The organism is Arthrobacter sp. Y3223164 (assembly GCF_059091005.1).
In genome coordinates, this window is sequence record NZ_JBNHGF010000703.1 from 1 (window position 1) to 807 (window position 807).

Here is an 807-nt window from a genome sequence, read left to right on the forward strand (position 1 = left end):
GTGCCCGCTCGCCGGGGCCGCGCCAATGCCACGCCGCTGCTGGTGCGGCTGCCGGGGCTGTTCCTTCGGTTGGAGCGCGGCAGCATCGTCAGCTGGTCGCTCGGCCTGTTCGTCTTCGCCGTGCTGACCGGGTCTCTGGCCCAGGCGGTGGTGGACAGTTACGAGTCACAGCCGCAGCTGGCCGCGGTGCTGGGCCTGGACGACAGCTCCGACTTCCTCCGTACGGCCCTGGCCGCGTTCCTGAAGTATTTCGCCATGGCCGTGGCCGTGTTCGCCGTGGTCTCCATGGGCAGGCTCGGCAAGGAAGAAGCCGACGGCCGAACCGGGGCCGTGCTCGCCGCCTCGGTGGGGCGGGCGCACTGGGTCCTGAGCGCGCTGCTGGTCACCGCGCTGGCCTCGGCGCTGATGCTCGTTGTCTCCGGGTTGGGCCTGGCCCTGGGTGCGCTCTCGGTGGTTGGCGACGGTTCGGTGATCGCGGAATTCGCTCCCGCCGGGCTGGCCTTCCTGCCCTTGATCCTCTGTTTCGCCGGGGCCGGCGCCCTAGCCTACGGGCTGCACGGCGGTACCTGGTGGGTCTGGATCCTGCTGATTACTGCCCTGCTGGTGGGCATGTACGGGCCGGTGCTCAACCTGCCGGAGGCGGTGCTGGACGCCGAGCCGTTCGGACTGGTCCCGCGGGTTCCGGCCGCGGACGTGGACGTGCTGCCGCTGGCCTGGATGTCGGCGGTCGCCCTGCTGCTCACCGTCGGCGGGATGCTGGCTTTCCGGCGCCGTGACCTGGAGGCCTGACAGCGCTCGGAGCAGCGG

The 807-nt window shown here is 71.3% G+C and carries 1 protein-coding gene; it reads left to right on the forward strand.

Annotation, left to right across the window (positions count from 1 at the left end; translation table 11 throughout):
• Positions 1-789: efflux permease Rv1217c-related protein (locus AC5RUJ_RS17505; RefSeq protein ID WP_494156410.1), on the forward strand; the 789-nt coding region annotated here is incomplete at its 5' end.
• Positions 790-807: the final 18 nt, after the last annotated feature.